General features: G+C 42.2%; 17 protein-coding genes. 10 read left to right on the forward strand and 7 right to left on the reverse strand.

What is annotated here, in order from left to right; translation table 11 throughout:
• Positions 1-48: 48 nt before the first annotated feature.
• On the reverse strand, positions 49-801 hold the full coding sequence (locus tag V7L29_RS04580) for a response regulator transcription factor (protein ID WP_334688829.1): 753 nt from the start codon (positions 799-801) through the stop codon (positions 49-51).
• A gap of 1,114 nt (positions 802-1,915) precedes the next feature.
• Here V7L29_RS04580 and V7L29_RS04585 point away from each other — a divergent pair.
• On the forward strand, positions 1,916-2,431 hold the full coding sequence (locus V7L29_RS04585) for a nucleoside hydrolase (protein ID WP_334734675.1): 516 nt from the start codon (positions 1,916-1,918) through the stop codon (positions 2,429-2,431).
• A gap of 165 nt (positions 2,432-2,596) precedes the next feature.
• Positions 2,597-3,286: a nucleoside hydrolase gene (locus V7L29_RS04590; protein ID WP_334734712.1), complete on the forward strand. Its 690-nt coding sequence runs from the start codon at positions 2,597-2,599 to the stop codon at positions 3,284-3,286.
• A gap of 197 nt (positions 3,287-3,483) precedes the next feature.
• Here the strand turns inward: V7L29_RS04590 and hisA are convergent, their stop codons facing one another.
• Genes hisA through V7L29_RS04605 form a run of 3 tightly spaced genes read right to left on the reverse strand, consistent with a single transcriptional unit; the run spans position 3,484 to position 4,942 of the window.
• Entirely contained in the window at positions 3,484-4,257 is a 774-nt protein-coding gene (gene hisA, locus V7L29_RS04595) for a 1-(5-phosphoribosyl)-5-[(5-phosphoribosylamino)methylideneamino]imidazole-4-carboxamide isomerase (protein WP_334694305.1), read from the reverse strand.
• Positions 4,258-4,310: 53 nt separating this feature from the next.
• Positions 4,311-4,610, reverse strand: coding sequence for a DUF3593 domain-containing protein (locus V7L29_RS04600; RefSeq protein WP_334694306.1), 300 nt, complete (start codon positions 4,608-4,610; stop codon positions 4,311-4,313).
• A complete protein-coding gene (locus tag V7L29_RS04605) occupies positions 4,607-4,942 on the reverse strand; it encodes a DUF2499 domain-containing protein (protein ID WP_334694307.1) in 336 nt (111 codons plus the stop codon). The genes V7L29_RS04600 and V7L29_RS04605 overlap by 4 nt, the downstream gene beginning before the upstream one ends.
• A gap of 529 nt (positions 4,943-5,471) precedes the next feature.
• Here V7L29_RS04605 and csaB point away from each other — a divergent pair.
• Positions 5,472-6,515 (forward strand): polysaccharide pyruvyl transferase CsaB, encoded by a 1,044-nt coding sequence (csaB, locus tag V7L29_RS04610; RefSeq protein ID WP_334690509.1) that lies wholly within the window; start codon positions 5,472-5,474, stop codon positions 6,513-6,515.
• Between the two features lie 424 nt (positions 6,516-6,939).
• The gene (locus tag V7L29_RS04615) at positions 6,940-8,397 is read left to right on the forward strand and encodes a glycosyltransferase family 87 protein (protein ID WP_334734676.1); all 1,458 of its coding nucleotides are present in this window, start codon (positions 6,940-6,942) and stop codon (positions 8,395-8,397) included.
• Between the two features lie 148 nt (positions 8,398-8,545).
• Here the strand turns inward: V7L29_RS04615 and V7L29_RS04620 are convergent, their stop codons facing one another.
• Positions 8,546-8,698 (reverse strand): hypothetical protein, encoded by a 153-nt coding sequence (locus tag V7L29_RS04620; RefSeq protein WP_334734677.1) that lies wholly within the window; start codon positions 8,696-8,698, stop codon positions 8,546-8,548.
• A gap of 88 nt (positions 8,699-8,786) precedes the next feature.
• On the reverse strand, positions 8,787-9,578 hold the full coding sequence (pgeF, locus tag V7L29_RS04625) for a peptidoglycan editing factor PgeF (protein WP_334734678.1): 792 nt from the start codon (positions 9,576-9,578) through the stop codon (positions 8,787-8,789).
• A 78-nt stretch (positions 9,579-9,656) separates the two neighbouring features.
• On the opposite strand from pgeF, the gene V7L29_RS04630 reads away from it, so the two are divergent.
• Both V7L29_RS04630 and V7L29_RS04635 read left to right on the forward strand, forming a co-directional pair.
• A complete protein-coding gene (locus V7L29_RS04630; protein WP_334690512.1) occupies positions 9,657-10,475 on the forward strand; it encodes a biotin--[acetyl-CoA-carboxylase] ligase in 819 nt (272 codons plus the stop codon).
• A gap of 90 nt (positions 10,476-10,565) precedes the next feature.
• Entirely contained in the window at positions 10,566-12,122 is a 1,557-nt protein-coding gene (locus tag V7L29_RS04635; RefSeq protein ID WP_334690513.1) for a peptidoglycan DD-metalloendopeptidase family protein, read from the forward strand.
• Between the two features lie 90 nt (positions 12,123-12,212).
• Here V7L29_RS04635 and V7L29_RS04640 read toward each other — a convergent pair whose 3' ends face one another.
• On the reverse strand, positions 12,213-12,890 hold the full coding sequence (locus V7L29_RS04640) for a riboflavin synthase (RefSeq protein ID WP_334734679.1): 678 nt from the start codon (positions 12,888-12,890) through the stop codon (positions 12,213-12,215).
• Between the two features lie 340 nt (positions 12,891-13,230).
• Here V7L29_RS04640 and V7L29_RS04645 point away from each other — a divergent pair, with 340 nt between their 5' ends.
• The 4 genes from V7L29_RS04645 (at position 13,231) to V7L29_RS04660 (ending at position 18,202) form a co-directional block, all read left to right on the forward strand.
• The gene (locus V7L29_RS04645) at positions 13,231-13,728 is read left to right on the forward strand and encodes a bifunctional nuclease family protein (RefSeq protein WP_100901288.1); all 498 of its coding nucleotides are present in this window, start codon (positions 13,231-13,233) and stop codon (positions 13,726-13,728) included.
• A 427-nt stretch (positions 13,729-14,155) separates the two neighbouring features.
• A complete protein-coding gene (locus V7L29_RS04650; RefSeq protein WP_334734680.1) occupies positions 14,156-15,286 on the forward strand; it encodes an aldo/keto reductase in 1,131 nt (376 codons plus the stop codon).
• Positions 15,287-15,513: 227 nt separating this feature from the next.
• On the forward strand, positions 15,514-17,322 hold the full coding sequence (locus V7L29_RS04655) for an ABC transporter ATP-binding protein (RefSeq protein ID WP_334734713.1): 1,809 nt from the start codon (positions 15,514-15,516) through the stop codon (positions 17,320-17,322).
• Between the two features lie 262 nt (positions 17,323-17,584).
• Positions 17,585-18,202: a Uma2 family endonuclease gene (locus tag V7L29_RS04660; RefSeq protein ID WP_334734681.1), complete on the forward strand. Its 618-nt coding sequence runs from the start codon at positions 17,585-17,587 to the stop codon at positions 18,200-18,202.
• Positions 18,203-18,303 lie beyond the last annotated feature (101 nt).

Raw genomic sequence — 18,303 nt, forward strand, 5'->3', positions numbered from 1 at the left:
TTGTTAGTTTCTTGGTGACTACTAAAAACTAACAACTATCCAAACTAATTATCCAAACCTATAGCCAAAACCTCGTACAGTCACAATATATTCGGGATGACTAGGGTCTTGCTCTAATTTTTCGCGCAACCACCGAATGTGAACGTCTACGGTTTTACTATCACCGACGAAATCTGGGCCCCAAACCTGATCTAGCAATTGTTCTCGTGACCATACCCTACGGGCGTAACTCATAAACAGTTCCAGCAGGCGGAACTCTTTAGGAGAAAGACTTACCTCTTGACCACGAACCAGCACACGACATTCTTGGGGATTCAAGGTGACTTCCTTGAATTTTAATACTGGTAGTTGTGGTAAATTACTTAGGCGTTGGCGGCGGAGTAAAGCGCGACAACGAGCCACCAACTCCCGCATACTAAAGGGTTTGGTCAGGTAGTCATCTGCTCCCACCTCTAAGCCTAGAACGCGGTCAGTTTCACTACCCTTCGCACTGAGCATTAAAATAGGTACTGGGTTTCCTTGATGACGCAGCAAACGGCAAATATCTAGCCCATTAATTTGCGGCAGCATCAAATCAAGAATGATCAGATCAAAGGGAAGTTCCCCTGAGTTGGTTTCAAAACTTTTGAGATACTCTATAGCAGACCGCCCATCGGGGGCAGTTATCACCTGGTAACCTTCCTCTTCCAGGGCTACAGCTAGCATTTCTTGGATTAATTCTTCATCTTCTACTACTAGAATACGGCTGGTTTGTCCAATATCCGTTCTGGCAGAATATTTGGTCGATTCACTGGTATACATTGATATCACAAAAGTCTAGGACTGTGCTTGTATCAATTAGGATAATTGAATCTATTATCTAGCCTGACTGCAACCGCGCTTCTACTAGAATTAATTCTTTTAGATTTTATTTACAAAAAGTAACATCTGCCACAGCACCCTCCTAAATCACTGTGGCTGCAAACAATAGCATTTTAATTAGGGATTTTGGATTTTCAAATTCCTAAATAGCTTCGATTCTGTTTTAAAAATAGGGAGCAGGTGATAAGTGATAGAAAAAGACATTTTCATATTTTGTTGTGTAACGCAATTACATAAAGGGTTTTCTTGACAAGAGCAAATTAAGTTGAGTAAATTTTTTAGTACAAAGATACTATAAATTCCCAAGGAAAACTATACCTGAAAAGCAAAAAGACATATACCCTGAAACAAGTTCAGGATTTAGCAGTTCAAACTATTGAAGGTATTTGAAATGTTAATTCATACCAGGCAATCAAACAAATAGCTTTAGAACAGACGAAGACTCAAACGGAAAAACAAATAAACTAATTTATTCTTAATGAAAATTGTAGAGACTTGATTTAATTTAAGTCTCTACAAGGAACTATAGTAGTTCTCGGTTGAGTAGCTATAGAATTCTACCCCTAACCCCCTCTTTACTTTTCAAAAGCTTGCTCTGATGTACCTTATATAATACTTTTTATTCGGTTTTGCTTGGTTTTTTAATGTCTGCGGGAGGCTGTGGTTTCTTTTTCTTTGTTCCGGTAGCTTGCGTTTGCTTAAATGCTTGGTTGGAATTTTGTTCTTGAGTAGACATAATACTAAATCTTGAAGTCTATTACAATAATTTAATCTACATTATGGGTATTGTCGATTACAGAAATACATCACAAAAAATTTAAGTTTATTTACAAAATCAAGGTACTGTGATTTTAACGTCTCTATAACAGAGGAAACCTGGGATTTATAACTTACTATAAATCCTGGGAACGACTGCCTATAAAGTGACAACGGTAATGATAAGCTTTATGGTGGCCACGCTAACTTAGCTAAGGTTATGGCATTATTGATATCCTTAGATTTCATAAGTTCCACTTAACTGTTTTTCCGAAAATCTAGAAACTTTGGTTTGATCATGAATATACGTCTTGTGTATCAAGCATTTTCGACTGCTGCACTGTTGTTAGTAACATCAGGAGCTTTCTTTTGTCAAACTGTATTTGCTGCTGATTTTAAACCAACCCCTTTGATCGTTGATGATGATGGTAGTCAAGACGGGATGACAGCTTTAGCCTATATGTTAGCCAATCCCAAATTTGATATTCAAGCAATTACAATCGCCCAAGGTATTGCCCGTCCAGCAAGCTTTGTGAATAATCTGGAACGGATGTTAGGCAGACTAAAAGTATCTGGTATCCCTGTTGGTATTGGTAAAGCCGATCCTTTGGCTGGAAATAATGCTTTTCCAGAATTCATTCGTGATGGTGCAGAAACTTTTTGGTCTCCCTTTGTCCAACTACCAGACACAGCACCACCAGTTGAAAGGCGATCAGCAGCAGAACTGATTGTGGAGAAAATTAAGCAGTCTCCTCAGCCTGTGGCAATCTTAGCAACCGGCAGTTCAGGGAAAACGCATCTAAATTACTCTTGACCATGACCAAGATTAAGAATCAACGAAAGAATGAGTATTTCTCGCTTGGTTTAGTTTGCAGAACTCAAAGCGATCGCCTAAATATTTAGCAATAAGCATAGATTAATGAGATTGATTTAGACTTTGTTGAGAGTATACTGTTCTTGTTGAGATGATGCGGCCGCCCTGACCGGCAGTTTAACTAATATTGCCGAAGCTTTACGACTTGATCCCTCCATTATTAGCAACATTGCTGTCGTCCAAATTATGGGAGGCGCTGTCTTCGTACCAGGAAATCTCACCGTCCTTCCCGATCCTCCATTTTCAACCAATACTGTTGGGGAGTTTAACATCTGGGTCGATCCTTTAGCGGCTCAAGAAGTATTTGCCGCAGGATCACAAGGATTAAAAATTCAGTTGACTCCTCTAGATGCAACAAAGAAAATTGGCTTTTCTCGTGCCGATCAACAAGCATGGCTAGCAACTGGAACACCTGAAAGCAAGCTAGCAGCAGAATTTTTGAACTTTGCTTTAACAGTTATTCAAAGTAACAATGACCCGAATCCAGCTTGGGATTTAGTTGCTGCTATTAACCTTAGTGAACCAAATTTCTCAGAGGAAACTCCTTTGCACTTGGAAGTAGATACACTCTCAGATCCAGGAACCACTCAAGGACAAACTCTTGCTGTTCCTAATTTACCTCCGAATGTTCTAGTTTCGTTAAACCCTAGTTTCAATAATTTGCCTTTCAGTGCTGGTGAGGTTTTCTCATATCTAGAAACAGAGTCTGTTCCTGAATCTAGTCCTATCTTGGGTATTTTGGTATCGGGTGCAGCAGGAATTACTTTCCAAATTAAGCGGCAATTTAAGCACTAGTACTGCAAGGCGGAAGTCAAAATTTAAAATCTAAACAGGTATACACTGTAGGGGGTTTTATTAATTTTGAATGGATGGTTTATTTCCGCCGTGCTGTACTAGTATCAAAAAAGTTTGTAGGATGGGCAAATATTTGTCCACCCTACAATTCTATGGTGTATACAGTAGCCCTACAGTTTGACCAAAGCCGGAAAATATTAAGCAAAAGTAGAAAAACCGAGATTGGGAGGGATATCCTGAATCCTTCCAGGCCCGATCGCTCGTAATGCTTCTTTGAGTAAAATATCCCCAGTATACAGGGCACGTCCGACAATTACACCAGTCACGCCTTGAGGTTCTAATGCCAACAAACTCAACAAATCGGTGACAGAACTTACCCCACCTGAAGCAATTATCGGGATAGAAATTGCTGCTGCAAGTTCTCGCAAAGCTTCTAAATTGGGGCCTGTAAGCGTACCGTCCCGGTGAATATCTGTGTAAATTATGGCGGCTGCACCCAATTCCTGCATTTGTACAGCCAGTTGGGTGGCTAAAACTTCCGAGGTTTCTAACCAACCGCGAGTTGCTACGCGGCCATTACGAGCATCAATGCCAATAATAATTTGTTCGGGAAATTCTTCACACAGTTGTTGCACTAGCTGGGGTTGTTCTACGGCGATGGTGCCGAGAATTGCCCACTGTACGCCTAGATTAAATACTTGTTGCACGCTGGTGCGATCGCGCAATCCTCCACCAATTTCAATTGGCACTGACACCGCTTGAGCGATCGCTTCAATTGCCCCCAAGTTTACTACTTTACCTGCTTTGGCACCATCTAGATCAACTACGTGCAATCTAGTAGCACCTTGTTCAACCCATTGTTTAGCAACATCAGCCGGGTTTTCGCTAAAAACTTGCGAGCGATCGTAATCTCCCTGATACAGTCGCACACAGCGGCCTTCTAGTAAATCAATCGCTGGAATTACGTCCATTTACCTCTTCCTCATAACTCAATGCAATCAAACACTAGCTATAGCTGGGTTTTCTATTGTTCATTTTTCATTTTTAATTGCCTTACAGCTTGCCCAAAACCCAGCACCAGCAAGATATTAGAAAGCGTCAAAAATACTTCTGCACTTCCGTGCAACCAATCTACATTTGCTAAAGACTTGCCATAATGCAATACAGCATAAATCCCCGCCGGGATAGTGACGGCAACAAAGACGAGAGTGCCGTAAAATCCATACAGCGCTAAACGCGGCATTTGCGGGCTGCGGCTGATAAACCACAAGAAACCCAAATAGGGAAATAGTGAAAGTGCAAACAGGGTTTCTTTAGAAATCATTGCTCTGATTTGATAGGTTTTGGTTCAATAGTGTTAGCAGACTTGGTAGAACGCCAAATCAAAAACGCTGCTGCCCAAAGTGTAAAATTACCAACTAAGGTCATGGTAGCTTGAAGCGTTACCAGCCATTCTAGAGATTCGGCGTTGTCGAAATAATGCCAGGTACAAGCACACATAGCACTGACTAAAGCTGGTAACATGGCAAGGGATAATCCCCACCAATTGCGATTGCCAGTGAGTTCGCCGTAAGTCCAAATTAACCAAATGGCGACAATCCACTCAATAACGCTAGAAACATGAATAATCCAGGTGGGAATCGAAAGGGCGTGCATAAGAAAGTTAGGAGTTAGGAGACGCGATTAATCGCGTCTGTACAACAGGAGTTAGGAGTAGAGACGCGATTAATTGCGTCTGTACAGGAGTAGCGGTGTCAAGATGATATGTAGCTTGAATTTTATATTTGTTTAAACAAAATCTTTGCTTGTTCTTTTAGAATTTTAAAGATTCCGAGTTCAAAGGCTCAACGTCCGAGTTCAAAGGCTCAACGTCCGAGTTCAAAGGCTCAAGTGTCGAGTTCAAAGGCTCAACGTCCGAGTTCAAAGACTCAACGTCCGAGTTCAAAGGCTCAAGTGTCGAGTTCAAAGACTCAACGTCCGAGTTCAAAGGCTTAAGTGTCGAGTTCAAAGGCTCAACGTCCGAGTTCAAAGGCTCAACGTCCGAGTTCAGAGGCAGTTCTAACTGTCTTCTGCACTATTCAAAGTAGAACTTAGGATTGAGTTTATCATCTGTATCGGGGACAGAGATTCATTTAACAATAACTATTAATCCAAAATCTAAAATCTAAAATCCAAAATGGTCAAGATGCGGGCGTTATTGTCTGGGTATTATGGTAAAGGTAATGGTGGTGACGAAGCTTTGTTGGCAACGCTTTTGCAAATGTTACCACCTGATGTGACGCCTGTGGTGCTTTCTGGTAATCCAGAGGAAACCCGCGATCGCTACAATGTAGAAACCTGCGATCGCATGGCTCCTTTACCTGTACTACAAGCTTTACGCTCAAGTGATGCCTTGATTTGGGGCGGCGGGAGTCTGATTCAGGATGTTACCAGTACCATTAGCCCATTTTATTATGGCGGACTGATGGCATTGGCGCAGAAAATGGGTTTGAAAACCGTTGCTTGGGCGCAGGGTATTGGCCCGTTAGTGCGTCCCCAAACTCGTTGGTTGGCACGGCAAACCTTTAGTAATTGTACTAAAATCAGTGTCCGCGATCGCGCCAGTGCTGCTTTATTATCTGATTGGCAAATTCCTTGTATTATAGCTCCTGACCCGGTTTGGGCGTTGGAATCTAAACCAGTTCCAGGACTTTGGGATTTACCTGCGCCGAGAGTTGCGGTAACGTTGCGATCGCATCCCCAACTTACACAAACACGTTTGGCAAACTTAACTCGTGCTTTGGTGGATTTTCAAAAAGCTACGCAGGCTTTTATTTTACTACTGCCGTTTCAAAAAAGTGAAGATTTAAGTATAGCCGAAGCTATTCAACCCCAACTTCAAGATGTCAGCAAGATTTTGTGTCTGGAAGATCCGCAACTTTTGAAAGGTGTATTTCGCGGTGTCGAGATGGCAATTGGGATGCGTCTGCACAGCTTAATTATGGCAGCGGCTGAAGGTTGTCACTGCTTTGCTCTTAGTTATGACCCCAAGGTAAATCGTCTCATGGAAGACTTGGAAATGCCTGGGTGGGATTTAGTGAGTTTACCCGAAGACCCCAATTTAATTAGTTTAACTTGGATGGAGCATTACGCTAACGGTTCACCGTTATCACCTGAGCAAATACAATCTTTAGTAGATAGGGCATTAATGCACCGCGAGTTATTGAGCCAAGCTTTATTTAATAATTAAGACCAAAAAATGTCGAGCGAAGAAAATGCAAAGCTTCGTTTATATACTCTTTGATTAAACTGCAATCCTTGTTCCCAGTTAACCAAATCGGCTTTTGCAGATTGATATAGATAGCACCAACGGGACGCGCAAGGGATAAAGGCGTCTAGCTTGCTTGTCCGTAGGAGTACGTAGGTTCTTGGCCTTGTTCGCGCAGCGTCTTTGAACAGGAGAAGCAAATGGCGTGGAAAGACGCGTCTTCGTTGGTAATTTTATGGCAGGAAAGAAGTAATTGTCTAAATTTTGGTAAGTAATTATGAAAATATTAGCAAGTCATTGTAAAAATTTTGTGAAGTGAGCAGAAAAATACTTAAGTATCTGTTAGAAATATTAACTTCAGCGATATTATTTACCAAGTGCAGAAATAATTATTGAGATTATTCCAATGATCAGCTTTGGCTTTTGGAACCTAATTATAGTAATTTTAGTTGCTTTAGTTATTAAAAATAATTGGCGATTAGATGATGAAGAAGAAACCTGGAAAAATTCTTTATTTTTAAAATCTTCTGTGATCCAACAGTTGATACAATTTTTTCGTCAACCAATTGTTAGCTTTCTCGTTTTAGCAGGTGTTGTATTAGTCGTTACAAGATTCCTCTGTTATACAGGTTGGCTAGTTTATTTCCTAAATCAACCAGATCCACCTTTATGGGATTTTAAGTCGTATTATGTGGCGAGTAGATTGGCTCACCAGCACTTGAGTCCTTTTAATGTCGAGATTTTTAACCAAAGTTTTTGTATTATCACTAAGGTGTGTGGATTTATTCCACCGTTTGTATATCCACCTAATATTATTCCTCTTATCTGGTTTCTCGGTTATTTTTCGCTTAATACTGCATTTAAAATCTCGGTTGTGATGCATATATTAGCAATCGGTTTGGCTTTATGGGGAGCGAATATCCTGCTGGAGTCGAAGTCGCGAGTTTTGAGAACTATTTGCACAATCTCGGTTGCCTTGATTTATGGCTTAGTTCGCGATTTTCAAGTTGGTAATATTGCCATTTTCGTTGCAGTTCTGATCTTATGGATGTTTATCTTGGCTAGAAAACATCAAGATATTCCTGCAGGAATTTTCTTGGGGCTTGCCCTTTGTAAACCAACATTAGCTGCATTATTCATTTTGTATTTTCTACTTAAAAGACGGTTTTCTCTAGTTTTTGTATCTCTTGTCACAGTCACTTCTTTAATATTTTTAGGTCTAGCTTTGACAGGCAATTCTTTGACACAATTCTTGTCAGATGCAGATCGGGGATTTTCACTCTGGCTAAATGATCCATCAGTTAGCCCTTATATTTCTATCAGTCGCCTCGATTTGATGGTCGTGGGTCCAAGATTATTCCCCAATAACCCATTCTTTGCCAAGCTTTTTTCAGACATAATTGTTCTGATACTCGTTGGTTTGGTAAGTTGGTATTGGTATCTACAACAATCTTTCACAGCTTGGTCAAAAAAAATCCATTTAACAGAAATGGTATTAGTTTCCTGCTTGAGTATTAGCATCAATTATTCACAGGAAACTAGTTCTGTGATGTTAATACCTGCTGCTGTTTTTTTGCTAAATGATTTGCTGTATCAGATCAGGCATTGTACATTTTCTAAGAAAAGAATGTCTGTTTGGTTAGCAGGGGTTTGCTGTCTAGCAGTGCAAACAGCGGTCATTCATGGCTGGCTCATCGGCTCTTTAGCAAAGCACTGGAAGGTGAAGGCAGGGGAATTACCATACATTATGAAAGTAACTATCTTCGCCCTACCGAGTTATGCCGTTTTAGGAATCACCTTAAGTATTTTAGTTTTAGCAATTAGTTCCGTTCGTCAAAAACAGATTTTGAAATTTGAATCATAGAATCGGGTGTCAACATAATTCGTAATTGATAATTATCGACAAAGGAAAGGATACAAGCCCCTGTTTTGGAAAGTTCTGATGCCTACGACGGGCTACGCCAACAGATAGCGCAGCCTCTTCTCTATGAGAGGCTACGCCCTAAGCGTAGCTATGCCGCAGGCTTTACGAGTCCGCGTTCGCGCAGCGTCTCGTAGAGAGCGTCGAAAGCCTCTCTAGGAGACGTTCCGCGTCGCTTGCTTCCCCGTAGGGGTACGCTAACGCAATTCGTAGTTGCAATCAGTGCTTGCTCTGTACCCTTCACTGATTGTTGACTACTGAATCACAGATTTCAGTGCTTGCTCTGTACCCATTTAATTACTAATTACGAATTAGTAATTATTCGCTAAAGTTTAAAACCAGTTTTCCCTTTTACTACTAACAATACCTGACCACTGCACTTTTTTTTCTCTTTCTCGTCGGTAAGAAAAGAAATGCTCTGGAGTTTGGAAAGTACAATAAGGTGCGATCGCAACTTGTTCTGCATTAATTCCCATGTTTTCTAGTTGTAAGGTATTCACTCGCCTGACATCCAGCCGTACCTTACCTGGATTGGGGTCTTCTAGCAAAGGTGAATTTGGTAGCTCATGCAACGCTTGAACAATCTTTTGTTCGTCATCATGTGGTATAATACTAGCCCCGATTTCAGCAGCCACTTCGATAGAGACTTGATAAACCTTACCAGCGATCGCCGGGCCCATCGCAATTCTCAAATCATCTATTTGGCTACCTTGAGATTGTAGTTGAGCGATCGCTAGGGGCACAATCTTCTTGGCAGTCCCACGCCAGCCTGCGTGTAGTGCTGCCACCCGTCCAGTTACCACATCTCCAATCAGCACGGGTGTACAATCTGCACTAGCTACCCAAACAGCTTGTAGAGGCTTAGAGCTAATTAAACCATCTGCCGATGCTAAATCATCTCCAAGAGTGCTTAACATAGAGTCAATTTCTTGGGAGGTGAAAATAGTACTGCCATGAACCTGCTTTAAGCGATAGACTGATGCCTCAGGTTGCAATACTTCTGTGATAACTTGTGGCGATCGCGGCCAAAACTGCTGGGTAAAGAAGCCGTGATGCCAACGTTCCAGAATACTACAAGTTAAATAGGGCAGTCCTTCCCAATTGTGCCAGTGCCAAGTGTGCATCTTTAACCAAACCTAAACGGAAAATCACTCATCAGCCAATCAATGCTAACTTGAACAACGGAATTTGGGTTAACTGCTGTGGGATTTAATCTGCAAAACTTGGAAGCAGCCTTGAAAGCAGGGCGTAAGTATACATATTTACCATTTTCTCTCCACTTTTTTGAAAGTGTCTCCTCAACTAACCAAACCCTTTGGAACTTACTCAACCAAGGGGCTATCTCAGGAACAGTAGTAATCGCAACTGTGCAATCTGCTGGGCGGGGACAATGGGGTCGCCAGTGGATTTCTCCGGTTGGGGGATTATATGTTTCAGTGGCGATTTCTTTCGACCACAAAATAGAGGCTAATGACAGCTATCAGCTAACTTTCGCTACTGCTTGGGGAATTGCGTCTCAATTGCGTCAGTGCGGTGTAGATGTTGGGATAAAATGGCCCAATGATTTAGTTTTAAATGGTCGCAAGCTAGGCGGCATTTTGACAGAAACCAAAGTAAACAAAGGACAAATCACCCAAGCAGTAATAGGTGTTGGTATTAACTGGACAAACCCAGTACCAGAAACTGGAATCAATCTGGAATCGTGGCAAGCTTCCCAAGATTTCAAACCAATTTCTTGTCTGGAAATGCTAACCTCTACAGTCTTACTGGGAATAGAATCCGGTATGGAGTGTCTTTGGCAAGAAGGAGTAAAGGTACTCTTGTCTCGCTATTTAGATTTGCTTACAAACATGGGTAATAAGGTGTACGTCAATAATCTTTCAGGTACTGTAGTTGGGGTGACTCCTCAAGGAAATTTACGAGTTTATTTGGAAACACATGATACAAAGGAACTAATTACACCGGAAATTTATATTGAACCCGGTACAATCAGTTTGGGATACCATAAATCTTCCGTTTAAATTTGAGGTTTGTTCAAAATTTCGCTCTTTGGGCAAGACAAACCACTAGCATCATCTCTTTAGGCTAATTACACACAACTGAGAGAACAAATGACGCAGCGCAATAATTCTGCTCATGATCGTTTGCATTATTTATGGCAGCGAGGTCTGACGAAAAAACGCTTTGCCTCGACGCTACCAGCTCAGAGCCTCTGTTGGCTGAGTAGCGTTAGCCTCCTCAGCGGCGGCTTTGTGTTTGCCCAAACAGAAACACAAATAGACAACATCGTTCCCACTGTTGAAAGTTCTCAACCAACGCCAGTTACAAATCCAGTTAAAAAACAGGCTGTTGCGCCCGAAACAGCTCAAGCGCAACCGGAATTTTCCCAACGGCGAGCCAGACTCAGACAGAGATTACGCAAGCCAGAGGTTGCTCAATCAAAACAGCCAGTCAGGCAGTCTACACCCAAAATTGAAGCTGCCGAACCTGTTGTTATTATCAGACAGTCAAAGCCCAAGGTAGAAGCCTCCCAGGTTACTCCTGCAAGGGTGAGACAGGAAAAACCCAATACTCCTGCCCCATCTTTACCTGAAAAACTTCCAGAAGTTGCTCAACCAGCAAATAACTCCAACAGCCCTGTCAGTGCAACGGCAGGGAAAACCAAGGATTATAATAACGCCTATATTGATCCTAATAGTTATGACAGTGGTGCTACAGGTACTTATCAAGCACCAAATTCCGTAATTCTCACAGAACGCTCCAGTGGTTGTCGAGCCATCTTGCCGTCAGGGCAAAGCGTATTAGGCGGCGTTTGCGCCAAAGTACCCCAAAGAAGTGTAGCTGATTCTAATGGTAAACCAGTACCTAATTGGCTCAGAAGAAGTGAAAACGCACAATTACCAGTAGTTCCACCCGTGCGACAGATTGCAACTACTGGCAACACCAGCAGATGGCGTGCTACTGAAAGTAGTTCTAGTGGTGTCACCAAGAGCGCATTTCGCCCGAATCGGTTTATTCCGAATCCCGGCGAGTTCAGTCCAACAACAGTGAGTGCAACTCCCATCACGCCCAGTGGCGGGACTTTACCTCCACCAATGGCAGATGGTAACATTGCACCCCGTCCCAGCAACGTAGCTTACGACTTCTCACTAGCATCAGTGTTGCCGCAAATCCCCTACACTGGGGCAGTCGCCTATAGCGGTACGGGAATGATGTATCCATTGTCTATTCCCGCTCCCATTACTTCTTTGTTTGGTTGGCGAATTCATCCAATCACAGGTAATCAACGCTTCCATGCTGGTATAGACTTGGGTGCGTCTACGGGAACGCCAGTTTTGGCAGCTGCTGCTGGTCAAGTGGAAACTGCTAACTGGGTGGGTGGTTATGGTTTGACCGTTATCCTAAATCACAAATCTGCTGAACAAACTCTCTACGGTCACATGTCACAAATCCTTGTTCAACCTGGTCAGTGGGTGCAACCTGGAACTGTCATCGGGTTAGTTGGCAGCACCGGCAACTCCACAGGTCCTCACCTGCACTTTGAAGTCCGTCACCTAACACAGGACGGGTGGGTTGCTGTTGACCCAGGTGTACAATTACAAAGCGCTCTCAGTCAGTTAGTACGAGGCTTGCAAACTGCTCAGGTAAGCCAGCAACCAGGCAGCTAAAAGAAAGTTAGGAGTGAAGAGTTATGAATTTAAAATTCCTAACTCCTGTACAGACGCGATTAATCGCGTTTGTACTCCTAACTTTTTTAGTTACAAATACCCGTGTTCGACTAAGAATGCGGGTGTAATACCATCTATACTATTGTCATCAGAAGCTGTGGTGTGTGGGTTGCCAGAGTAAAAGAATTTTTCCACGTATTTGCCGAAAATATCCCCTTCTAGATTCACTAAACTCCCAGGAACCAAATAGCGAAGATTTGTCTCGGCATAGGTGAGGGGAATTACTGCCACCTTGAATTGGGATTCTGGCTCATATGCGGCTACTGTGAGGCTGATGCCATTGACAGCAATGCTGCCTTTAGGGACAATGTACCGGGCGATCGCCTCGGATGCAATAAAGGTCATTTCCCAAGAACTAGCTGTTTGTTCTGCAACTAGCAATCGACCTATGCCGTCTACATGGCCCATGACAAAATGACCGCCAACTTTGCTACCTACCCTTAGTGACGCTTCTAAATTGACATATCTCTGTTGCGTTTGCTCACCTCCCAAAGTCGTGCGGCGTAGAGTTTCCGGTGAAGCAGTGGCAATAAACCCGTCTTTTAAAACTTTTTCTACTGTCAGGCAAACGCCATCTACTGCAACACTGTCACCATAAGCCAAATCTTGCATAATTACTTCACACGACTGGCTTACACAAGTAATTTGCCAAGAATCGCCCCCTAAGGGTTCCATCGTTCCTAATGCCTGAATTAATCCTGTAAACACGGCTTTTTTGTCAAACTAACTCTATTTATTGCCTAATTTTGCTTGAAATCAATTGGTAATTGTCACATAAATCTAGAACATCCAAGTATATTTTCTGACTTTTTTGCGTATAGGGATATTAACACATTAGCATCCTTCACAAGGCATACTTGGGTAAGAAGGTTATTGTCTAACAAGACCAATTTGACTTACTCTGGTTTTCACCACAAGTTCGGAGTTTAATAGAAGCAATTATAGAGAACAAATGCTTATGTTTATTACTGTCGCCAAATCGCCCATGAATGGGTATTATTTGTTACACAGTATCCAAGGCTCTCAAAGGATTCTAGAGGCTTAGCCAATGATTGAAATGAAAGTCGCTGGCATAGCATTAGATGCCATAACCCGCAGCCCGATCGTCCTTTTGAAAGATTCTTCAGATCGGCGGGCTTTGCCAATTTACATTGGTCAGGAACAGGCTAGAGCAATTATGGGCGCACTGGAGAATCAGAAGCCTCCCAGACCCTTAACCCACGACCTGATTGTGAATCTTCTAGAGACTTGGAACATGACTCTAGAAAAGGTAATTATTCATTCTCTGCAAAAGGATACATTTTATGCAGCTTTAATTGTCCAGCAAGGCGAGGTCAAAAAAGAAATTGACGCGCGTCCTAGCGATGCGATCGCCATTGCCCTCCGTACAAATACTCCCATTTGGGTAATGGAAGAAGTTATTGCCGATGCTTCTATACCTGTTGATCGCGATGCAGATGAAGCCGAACAGCAAGCCTTCCGTGAATTTATTTCCAATCTCCGTCCTGAAGATTTGATCAAGCGCTTTGGTAATGATGACAGCTAAAAAAGTTATGAGTTAGGAGCAAAGCCGGAGACGCTCCGCCTCCGGTTAGGAGTTACTTGCTTCAACTCCTAATTCTGCCAATTTTAGATTTTGGTGAAGCAGTACGATCTTGTCCCAACGTAAAGGAGCGTCTTGTAGAGTTGGGGAGACGCTTTAGCGCATAGCGCAGCGTAAAGCCTTCTCCTAACAAAGACGCTCTTGCTAGCTGGCTTTTGAGTAGGGGTATGGCATAGCTTCGCTAACTTGGGCTACGCCTTAAGTGAAGCTATGCCGCAGGCTTTACGCTTAGAGCGAGTCCGCGTCCCTTACGCGTCTGGTAGAGAGCGTCTGGTGGTTTCCCCATGAGTGACTGCACCAAGCCGAAGGGATTGAAATAAAAATCTCAAATCTCAAATCTAAAATTGAATGACTCCTAACTTTGTTAAAGATGCAATACCGACGCTTTGGGAAAACGAATCTGCGCCTCTCGGTTTTTTCCTTGGGAACAATGCGCTATTTGGCTTCTTTTGAAAATGCTCACCAGACCATCGAACAAGCCTTAGCGCTAGGAATTAATCATTTAGAAACCGCCAGAGGTTACGGCAAAAGTGAGGAGTTTCTTGGTAGGGCGCTAAAAGCTGGGTTGTCAGTACCCCGAACAAGGCTTTACATCACTACCAAAATCTCAGCTACAGCAGATGCTGACACTATGCGTCGGTGCATCAACGAATCCCTAGAACGATTACAACTAGATTATTTAGATTGCTTAGGGGTTCATGGTTTGAACACTTGGCAACATTTGGAGTGGGTGCAAGCCAAAAATGGCTGTATGCAAGCCGTAGAGGAAGCTGTCGCTGATGGTCGAGTGCGACACGTTGGTTTTTCCACCCACGGGTCATTAGAGCTAATTCAGGCAGCAATCAATACAGACTTTTTTGAATTTGTCTATCTGCATTATTACTATTTTTTCCAACGGCACGCACTAGCGATTCAACTAGCTGCCGAGAAGGACATGGGCGTTTTCATTATTTCCCCTGCTGATAAGGGAGGACGCCTTTACACGCCACCCCAAACTTTAAAAGACCTGTGTTATCCGTATTCACCCTTAGAACTAAATTATCGTTTTTTACTTACTAACCCACGTATTACTACTTTGAGTATAGGCCCAGCAAACCCAGATGAATTAATGGAACCTTTACGAATTGTTGACCATGATGGAGAGTTAACATCAGCAGAGATTTCTGCTTTCCAGCGATTAGAAAATCACCAAAAAGTTGCTTTGGAAACTGATAAGTGTAGTCAGTGTTATGCTTGTTTACCCTGTCCAGCAAATATCAATATTCCAGAGGTATTGCGATTACGAAATCTTGCCGTGGCATATGACATGAAAGATTATGGACAATATCGTTACGGAATGTTTGAAAATGCCGGTCACTGGTTCCCTGGAATGAAAGGCAATCGCTGTACAGAATGCGGTGACTGTTTGCCCAAATGTCCAGAAAAATTAGATATTCCAGCTTTATTGGAAGATGCTCATGAAAGATTAAATGGGAAAGCAGGTAGGAGATTGTGGGGTTAAGCAAGAGGCAGGGGGTAGGGGAAGTGATTTTTATCAATTATTTTGTGAAATGGTGTGACCACCCTGAAACATAAAAATCCCAAAAAGTTTTTAGGTTTTGACTTTGGGGTTTTCAGCGAACATTCTTAGAAAATTGTAAAATTAATAAAGATTTAATAGAGTTAAAAAGATCCGTCCAAGCTGGGGTATCTCGCGGTAAGAAAGATGAAGATTAAAAAAAAAGAAATATCCTGCGCCAATCACTGACGGTTTTCCGCTACAGTAGACGGGCTGTAAACTTAGTATGGACTACTAGCCGATCGCTGACTATTCTTCTGGCTAGTTTAACTTTAATAGCTGGTCTTTTACCGGCAGCGATATCCTACCTCGGTAAGTTAATTGTTGATGCAGTGGTATTTGCCTCTCAAGTTAGCTCACAGAGCAATGGTTTTGTCAATATTTCTCAGCCTTTGTTATATGTAGGATTAGAAGCGATCGCTGTAATTTTACTAGCAGGCGGTCAGCGAGGAATCACCATTTGTCAGTCGTTATTGCGGGCGCTAATGGGTCAGCGGGTGAATGTACTCATCTTAGAAAAGGCGCTGACACTGGATCTTAGGCAGTTTGAAGACTCAGAATTTTATGACAAATTGACCAATGCCCGACGAGAAGCATCAGTTCGTCCCCTTTCCTTAGTAAATCGCACCTTTGGGTTAGTGCAAAGTGCCCTTTCCCTAATCACCTACGGTATTTTGCTAGTAAATTTTTCAGTTTGGGCGGTGGTAGTACTGGTTTTGGCAGCTATGCCTGTATTTATTGCAGAAACGAAGTTTGCAGGAGAAGGCTTTCGCTTATTTAGTTGGCGTGCGCCAGAAACTCGTCAACAAAACTACTTAGAAAATTTGCTGGCAAGAGAAGATTTTGTGACAGAAGTCAAACTTTACCAGCTAGGAGAGATGCTGCTAGAACGTTACCGCAACCTGTTTGAGCAACTCTATGGCGAAGACCGCGATTTGACTCTGCGGCGAGGACTGTGGGGGTATCTCCTGAGTTTAGTCAGTACTGGTGCTTTTTACCTAGCTTACGCTTGGATTGTTCTGGAAACAGTGCTAGGTAAGATTTCCTTGGGAGATATGACAATGTATCTGACTGTGTTTCGCCAAGGACAATCTACTTTCTCCAATGCCCTTACTTCTATTGGAGGGATGTATGAAGACAACCTATATCTATCAAATCTCTACGATTTCCTGGAAGAGGAAGTACCAAAGTCCTGGGGTAAGGCAACCATTGGTTTAAATTCCCAAGATGGTATCCGTTTTGAGAACGTATCATTTACTTATCCAGGAAGTTCCAAGCCAGCGTTGAGAAATATTTCGCTACACTTGAAACCCAGAGAGAAACTGGCAATTGTAGGTGAAAACGGTTCCGGTAAGACTACCTTAATCAAACTACTTACCCGACTCTACACCCCAGACTCTGGGCGAATTTTTTTAGATGGCTTGGATTTGCAGGAATGGGATGTGGATGTGTTGCAGCGTCGCATTGGCGTGATTTTTCAGAACTTTGTCCGCTACCAGTTCACTGTGGGTGAGAATATTGGCGTGGGCGATGTAGAACATCTCGAAAACAAAACCCGTTGGCAAACTGCTGCCCAAAAAGGCATGGCCCAATCTTTTATTGACCAATTACCCGAAAGCTTCCAGACTCAGCTTGGTCGTTGGTTTAAGGGAGGACAGGAACTTTCTGGGGGACAGTGGCAGAAAATTGCCCTGTCTCGTGCTTTTATGCGATCGCAAGCAGATATCTTGGTGTTGGATGAACCAACATCAGCAATAGATGCTCAAGCTGAGTTTGAGATTTTCAATCATTTTCGGGCTATTACTCAAAATCAAATGGTACTTTTGATTTCCCATCGCTTCTCGACGGTACGGATGGCTGACAAAATCGTAGTTATAGAAAACGGGGAAGTTATTGAACAAGGAACTCACGAAGAATTGTTAAAGCTAGGAGGACGTTATGCCAAGTTGTTTCTGTTACAAGCCGCCGGTTATCAATAGGAAAAGAAGCTATAGGACTCATATCTAATTTATGAACAAAATTTCAGATAAAACCCTGATAAAACGGACTTTTCAGTCTCAGTATATTTTTAGAAATAAAATCGGATTCCTATAGTAGAGTTTGTTTTAGATAGCGATCGCTCACCTTGTAGAAAGCACATAAAACCTCTATCTAACCTGTTAACCAGTTCGGTCAACATGGATAAAATATCTTTAGTGCCTAGACGATCCGTATTGTTAAACATTGTTACCCGATAAAACTATGCAAATAACAAAAAAGCGATATTATACTCCAGAGGAATATTTAGAGCTAGAAGAAGTTGCTGACTACAAAAGTGAATACATTGATGGGCAAATAATTCCTATGGCGGGTGGAACAGCAAATCACAATAGAATCTCTCTAAATCTAAGTGCTGCCTTAAATTTTGTGTTTCGACAGCAAGATTACGAAGTTTTTATGGGTGATGTTCGCCTGTGGATATCCCAAAAGCGAACTTACACCTATCCAGATGTGATGATTCTGGCAGGTGAACCAGAGTTTTTTAACAACCGAAAGGATATAATTCTGAACCCACAAATCATTGTTGAGGTTTTATCAAAATCTACCAAAGGGTATGATCGTGAAGATAAATTTCAGGCTTACCGAACTATTTCTACTTTCCAAGAATATCTGTTAATTGACCAAACTCGGATTCATGTAGATCAATTTTCCAAAACTGGTAAAAAGCAATGGACGCTTCGTGAATATGATGAAGAAGATGAAGCGATCGCACTTGTAACCGTACCATTTGAGATTTCTCTACAGGATTTATACAACAAGGTGAAGTTTGAGCCTGTTGAGTCGGAAGGAGAAAGTATTGATGTTGAAGGATTGAGGTAAGGTGCGTTAAATAACTTGCTGTTCTGTAAGCTTTTTAGAAGCTATATTTAAATTATACAGGTTCTAAAATAATATCTGTATTCAAAATATTTTAGAAGTAT

This window comes from Nostoc sp., from assembly GCF_036916575.1.
Lineage (GTDB): Bacteria > Cyanobacteriota > Cyanobacteriia > Cyanobacteriales > Nostocaceae > Nostoc.

Coding starts and splice junctions, on each gene's coding strand:
- V7L29_RS04580 (WP_334688829.1), bottom strand. CDS start 801: ATGTATACCAGTGAATCGACCAAATATTCTGCCAGAACGGATATTGGA.
- V7L29_RS04585 (WP_334734675.1), top strand. CDS start 1,916: ATGAATATACGTCTTGTGTATCAAGCATTTTCGACTGCTGCACTGTTG.
- hisA (WP_334694305.1), bottom strand. CDS start 4,257: ATGGACGTAATTCCAGCGATTGATTTACTAGAAGGCCGCTGTGTGCGA.
- V7L29_RS04600 (WP_334694306.1), bottom strand. CDS start 4,610: ATGATTTCTAAAGAAACCCTGTTTGCACTTTCACTATTTCCCTATTTG.
- V7L29_RS04605 (WP_334694307.1), bottom strand. CDS start 4,942: ATGCACGCCCTTTCGATTCCCACCTGGATTATTCATGTTTCTAGCGTT.
- csaB (WP_334690509.1), top strand. CDS start 5,472: ATGCGGGCGTTATTGTCTGGGTATTATGGTAAAGGTAATGGTGGTGAC.
- V7L29_RS04615 (WP_334734676.1), top strand. CDS start 6,940: ATGATCAGCTTTGGCTTTTGGAACCTAATTATAGTAATTTTAGTTGCT.
- pgeF (WP_334734678.1), bottom strand. CDS start 9,578: ATGCACACTTGGCACTGGCACAATTGGGAAGGACTGCCCTATTTAACT.
- V7L29_RS04635 (WP_334690513.1), top strand. CDS start 10,566: ATGACGCAGCGCAATAATTCTGCTCATGATCGTTTGCATTATTTATGG.
- V7L29_RS04645 (WP_100901288.1), top strand. CDS start 13,231: ATGATTGAAATGAAAGTCGCTGGCATAGCATTAGATGCCATAACCCGC.
- V7L29_RS04650 (WP_334734680.1), top strand. CDS start 14,156: ATGCAATACCGACGCTTTGGGAAAACGAATCTGCGCCTCTCGGTTTTT.
- V7L29_RS04660 (WP_334734681.1), top strand. CDS start 17,585: ATGCAAATAACAAAAAAGCGATATTATACTCCAGAGGAATATTTAGAG.